We start from the raw sequence: 5,634 nt of genomic DNA on the forward strand, positions 1-5,634 counted from the left end.
CTGGCTCAGGGCACATGATATTGAGGTCCACGTCATTCACGCATCGAGCGTCGCGGTATCGCGCGAGCACCGGCGCGCCAAGACCGATCGGCTCGACACCAGCTTGCTCAAGCGCTCTTTTCTCGGCTGGCTGCGCGGCGAGCGTGATCACTGCAAGATGGTGGCGATCCCGACAATCAAGGACGAAGACGCCAAGCGGCCTAACCGCGAGCACGAGAGCCTCGTCGGAGAGCGGAGTCGGATCGTCAACCGAATGAAAGCAGCGTTAATTCGGCTGGGCATCCGCGGCTTCAATCCCAAGCTAAAGAAGGCAGCCGGACGCCTTGAAGATTTGCGCACTCCTGAGGGAGAGCCAATACTGCCCAACATGTTGGCTGAGCTGCGTCGCGACATGGAGCGCCGCCAGCTGATCAATGATCAGATCCGCCAAATCGAGGATGCTCGCCTGGAACGCATCGAGCAAGCGCCCGGTGATGGACCAAACGCCATGGTGCTCCTACTGGCGCGGGTGATCGGGGTTGGCATCGAGACGGCCGCCATGCTGGTGCAGGAGGTGCTGGCGCGAAACATGCGCGATCGACGGGCCGTCGCACGTTATGCCGGCCTCACGGGTTCGCCCGACGAGAGTGGCATAAAACGGCGAGAGAAAGGGCTCGCCCGTTCCGGCAACGCTCGGGTTCGACGCGGCATGATCCAATTGGCGTGGCGATTTCTCATGTTCCAGAAGGACAGCACCTTGGCGCAGTGGTTTCGAGGCCGCACTGAGAGCACCCGCGGCACTCGCAAGATCATGATCGTGGCCTTGGCGCGCAAGCTTCTGATCGCCCTGTGGCGGCTGGTGCGCGAGGGCGTGGTACCGGACGGCGTCGTTCTGCGCCCGGCGCAATGAACGGAGGTCACTGAAGGCACCGACAGTTTCGGCCCAGTCCGTCCGCTTGTGACGGGCCGCCGATGACGGTTCGAGGTGGCGGGGTCCCGAGTTGCCCCATGGCTGTCATGCCGAGAGGAAGAATGGGTCCGCCGCCTCGGAGCTTCGCTGCCGATGCGCATGACTGCATCATGGTTCGGGTCCCTGGACCCACCGGATACAAGGTTGTGGCGCGACTGATCCGCGCCCGAAAGCGGGCTCCCCTCTGATCGTCATCCCGACCGCACCCACCGTGCCGGCGTGCTCGAAGCTGTCAAGGTATGGCCTCGCAAGAGCGAAGCATCTCGAAAGGTTGGTCCGCCGGCCAACCTTGACAGCCCCTGCGCGCGACGGCCTGGCGCTGCCGCGGGTCGGGACGAAGAAACGGGCTTTCAGATCGAACAAAGAAACTGACGAAGGACAAGACATGCGTTGCACTGCCGAACTTCTTGACAAAACAAGCCCCATACAGGGGGCAACCTTGGGACATCGGCGCATGCGATCGAGGCCAGTCCATCATCGAGTTGCAGGAAGGCTCAAGCGGCCGCAAAATTGAACTCGGCGGGCGCGAAGCCAAACAGCGCCTCGCGCCTGTCGGAAATACGGAACGGCGGCGGCGACGGCCTGTCGGCCTATTGGAGATCAAATTTGACCGGCCTCGGCTTTCCTTCCGAGGGCCCGTCGAAGAATAACAGCGCGCGTACGGTGTTGCCGGATTGGTCGAGTGGCAGCAGTGCTTCGGGCTTTACCTTTTCGGGGAAGCCGCCCAGATCCATGAGGGGCTTTGCGTCGCGGCTGCTGCCATCCCAAAGATAAATGCTGTAATCGCCCTTCGGAATGGGTGTGCCGTCCGGCGGATCTTTCTGCGGTCCCGCCAGTATAAGGAAGGCGTCGCCATACAGTGTCATGTCCCGGATTCCTCGTGTTCGCTGGCGCGTATCGTGGCCCAGATTGACAGGCTTCACACTGGCATCGGCCCGGTCGCCCGCGAACACCGTCGCGAGGGGGACAATCAGAACCGCGGCAGTGCCGTTCTTCTCCGGATCATCCGCAGGTGTATTCGAAATGACGGGGCCGCGCATGCCGACATAAAGCTCCCCGCCGCGGACCGCGAGGCCCTCGATCGTCAGACCATTGTCTTCAAGTTCGCGATCAAACGCTGCCGTCAGCTTTGGCTGTCCCCGGATTAACCGCGCCAACTCGACTGACGGGGTGACCTCGGGGGCGCCATTTAGGTTGCCGGTCTCCGGATCGATGGCGTCGCGCGGGATTCTGATTCGGAAGATGCGCCGGGTTGCTGTGGCCTTGGCCTTGTTCTTGGCTTCCTTCTCGGCATCCTCGTGATGGCGCGGGCGGCCATGGGACCCGGTCACATAAAATGCACCATCCGCATATGCTACCGCCTCGGCGTCAAGCTCGAGGAGCTTGTCGTCCCAAGTGTCGTACACCAGACGGATGAACGGGCCGGCGATTAGCTTTCCCTCCCTGACGACGACCACCTGCGTCCCTTGGCTCTCGTCGTCAACGAGAAGGCAAACTCGCAGGAAGCCACTAGCACTGCCCAACTCTCGGCAACCTCGTCGCAACCGGCAAAAAGGGAGTTCTTGGCGTTAAGCTTGATCGGCCGCATCGCACGTTCGACCGCATTCGTGTCCATCTCGATGCGCCCGTCATCAAGGTAGAGCGTCAGGCCGTCCCAATGACGCAGCGCATAACGCAAAGCCTTCGCCGTGTCGCTCTTCTGCGCAAGGTGATCAAGCTTTGCCTCAAACCAATGCTTCAAGGCTGCGGCCAGAGGCCGAGCATGCGCCTGCCTGCGCTCGGCAGCAGATCGGCCGCGAAGTGCCTTCTCGACCGCGTAGAGCTGGGCGATGCGCTCGAGAGCCTCGCGGGCAACCGGAGCTGGCGCCGGAGCAGCCTCGCGCTCGATCTTCACAAACTGGCGTCGCAGATGCGACCAGCAGAAGGCGAGCGTACCGGACAGTGCGTCCGCACGCGTCGCTCGGGTCATGGTCTTGTAAGCCTCATAGCCATCGCAATGGATGATGCCGCAATAGCCCTCAAGCAGCCGCAAGCCATGAACGGCCCCACGGCCCGGTGCATAGGCGTAAACCACGCCAGGCGGTTCAGGTCCGGCCCAAGGCCTGTCATCACGCGAGAGCGCCCAGAAGTAGCCGGTTTTGGTCCTGCCGCGCCCCGGATCCAACACCGGCGCCGGTGTCTCATCGACACAAAGCTTCGAGGAGGCGAGCAGAAGCTCGCGCAGACGATGCCACAAGGGCTTCAATTCCTGGGCGGCATAGCCGACCCAGAAGGCGAGCGTGGAACGGTCGATGGCGATACCGTGCGTCGCCAGCATCTGCGCCTGCCGATAGAGCGGCAAATGCCAATGATACTTGCGTCGATCACTTGCGCGACGAGCCGCTCGGTGGGCAATCCACCCCTGATCAGTCGCTCGGGAGCGGCGTGCGCGTGCGACAAATCGCTACTGTGCGCTTTCGTCTCCGCGCATATCCAATGACGGTCACCACCACGCATCGAGGTCGAGGGCGATGCCGTACTCGATGCTCGACGTAATGCGCAGGCAGTGACGGCCTACACCTAGTGCGGAAGTGGTCGGCTCTGCCATAAACCTTCGTATAGGTCCGTGACCCCTTTAGATGCCCGACGTTTACCTACGTGCAATTGAGCCGCTGATCGCGATCGTCTTAGCTAGGGTATGCGGTAGCGCTCCCGCTATCGCTGCCCTCCTTGGGCGTTTCCTCCCTAGACTTGGGCCGCTTGTGGCAACGCAGGCGGCCTCTCTTTTTATGTATGTCGTCACGTTCTCCAGAGCAGAATGAGGCCGAGCGGGTCTGCTCGTGCTTGTCCCGGCGCACCGCCCGTCGCGCTCACATTAGCCCCTCGAATTTTGTACCGATCCGCAACGCAATCTGAAAAATCGCCGGGTCAAATATCTTGAAAGGGTGCCGTTGCGCGGTCCCCCCATCCGCCTATGCCCTTCAAAGGACCCCAGCCCCAGAAATCTCAGGAGATGTCTCTGGCGGCGGGCGGCGGCGGGCATCACGTCATCACCGCGATGCAGTGCGATGCGATGTCAGCTTTTGAGGCAGAAGCAGACGCGCGCTGATCAACCCGGCGCCTAGTTTGAAATGACACGTGGCCTGTTTTGTTCTGGGCCAACCATACGGTGTATTCACGGGCGGAACACGTCTTCATATATTACCGAAACATCCCGGTTTTGGCACGATCTGCATAGACGCCGTTTTCTGACGGGCAATATCATTCCTCGTTTTCGATGGAGGGCGGGACCATGAATGAGCGTCTTGTTCAGGCGGGTATTGTCGCGGTCGGCACTCTTAACGCCGCACTCGTCGTCTGGTTGATCTTGGAGCTTTGAGGCCGCCTCAGTTGGCGGCCTCATTTTACGAGCGCCGACTTCCGCTTGTAGCCCGTTTGAGACCTGGTGTCCGCTCACTGGGGGGCTGACCGGAAGTCGTCTCGGGAGAACCAAACCGACGCGCGATTGACCCAATGTATGGTCCGGCCGTGCGTTGCAAGAAGATTTCGTCGAGCGGGCGGTGAGCGGTCTTGCATCAATGTATCCGGCCTCTGATGGAGCGTGTTTTACTCCGGGCCATCATGGGTATCAGCGCGCGTGCGTTCTCATTAGCGGACAGGCCTCGATTGGGCCATTTGGGTCACCAGTGTTCGCACGCGCTCGGAAGACCGAACCTCCATCTCGTTTCGTCTTCTCGCAGACCTCGGCTGGAAACTGTTGATTGGGTCACGTCATCGCTTGCTCCTCATATTGCGCAGTTCCTTTGTTCTAGCCAAAGGCCGTTCCTTCGTCCCGGGCCGCAGAGCGCCGAGCACGGCGCGAGGATCAAGCGGGTCGGACGCTTGGATCATCGGTCCTCGTTAGTTCGAAGGCGCGTCCTTTAGCCAGCACCGCCCAGGCGATGCGGGCAAGCTTGTTGGCGAGCGCGATCGCGAGCACGTTGTGGTGCAAACGCCTCTTGGCGGCTTCAATCCAGGATTTGAGCCCGTAACGTTCCCAGTCCTTAATCCTGACCAGCACAACCCATGCCGCCTGCACGAACAGAACGCGCAGGTAGCGATTGCCACGCCTGGAGATTTTGCCGAGGATCGTGCGGCTCCCGTCGATATCTGGTTGGGCACCAGTCCGAGCCAGGCGCCGAAGTCGCGGCCTTTTGAGAATACGTCGCCAGTACCGATCGCGGCCACCATGGCGCTCGAGATGATCGGCCCGATGCCGGGCACCGTCATCAGGCGCGAACATGCCTGATCCTGACGGGCCAGTGCTTCGATCTCGCCGGTTAAGCCCTCGATGCGCTGATCCAGCCGGCGCCAGTCACCTGCCAGCTCCTCGATGACACGCAACATGCGTGGCGACAGGGCCTCGGTGCGCGTCGCAAGGATGGTGGGCAGTTCCGTGCGCAGGAAGCCGATGCCCTGGCGCACGGCGATCCCGCGTTCCAGCATGAAGGCGCGAATTTGGTTGATGATGCCGGTGCGTTGTGACACCAGCCGCTCGCGCACCCGATGCAGCGCCTGGAGGTCCAGTTGCTCCGCGGTCTTGGTCGCCACGAACTTCAGAGCTGGCCCCGGTTGTTTGGACAGCGCCCCGCTGGATTTAAGTGGATTCCTGCCGGGTTATGCTGAACGCGGGGCTTTACGGTTTTGTCGTTGCGTCGGGAGGGCGT

The 5,634-nt window shown here is 61.6% G+C and carries 2 protein-coding genes and 2 pseudogenes; 1 reads left to right on the top strand and 3 read right to left on the bottom strand.

Features of this window, described 5'->3' with window-relative positions; genetic code table 11:
- On the top strand, positions 1 to 889 hold an 889-nt coding region (locus QJT78_RS47865), incomplete at its 5' end, for a transposase (protein ID WP_281460746.1).
- A gap of 650 nt (positions 890 to 1,539) precedes the next feature.
- On the opposite strand, the gene QJT78_RS47870 is transcribed toward QJT78_RS47865, so the two are convergent.
- From QJT78_RS47870 to QJT78_RS47880, 3 genes and pseudogenes are all read right to left on the bottom strand, one after another.
- Complete coding sequence (locus QJT78_RS47870) at positions 1,540 to 2,406, bottom strand: DUF3616 domain-containing protein (RefSeq protein ID WP_212479692.1); 867 nt, start codon at positions 2,404 to 2,406, stop codon at positions 1,540 to 1,542.
- 53 nt (positions 2,407 to 2,459) lie between these two features.
- Positions 2,460 to 3,376: pseudogene (locus QJT78_RS47875) on the bottom strand (IS66 family transposase); the annotation flags it as partial.
- Between the two features lie 1,417 nt (positions 3,377 to 4,793).
- Positions 4,794 to 5,527: pseudogene (locus QJT78_RS47880) on the bottom strand (IS110 family transposase); the annotation flags it as partial.
- Positions 5,528 to 5,634 lie beyond the last annotated feature (107 nt).

The organism is Bradyrhizobium sp. Mp27 (assembly GCF_029953005.1).
Lineage (GTDB): Bacteria > Pseudomonadota > Alphaproteobacteria > Rhizobiales > Xanthobacteraceae > Bradyrhizobium > Bradyrhizobium barranii.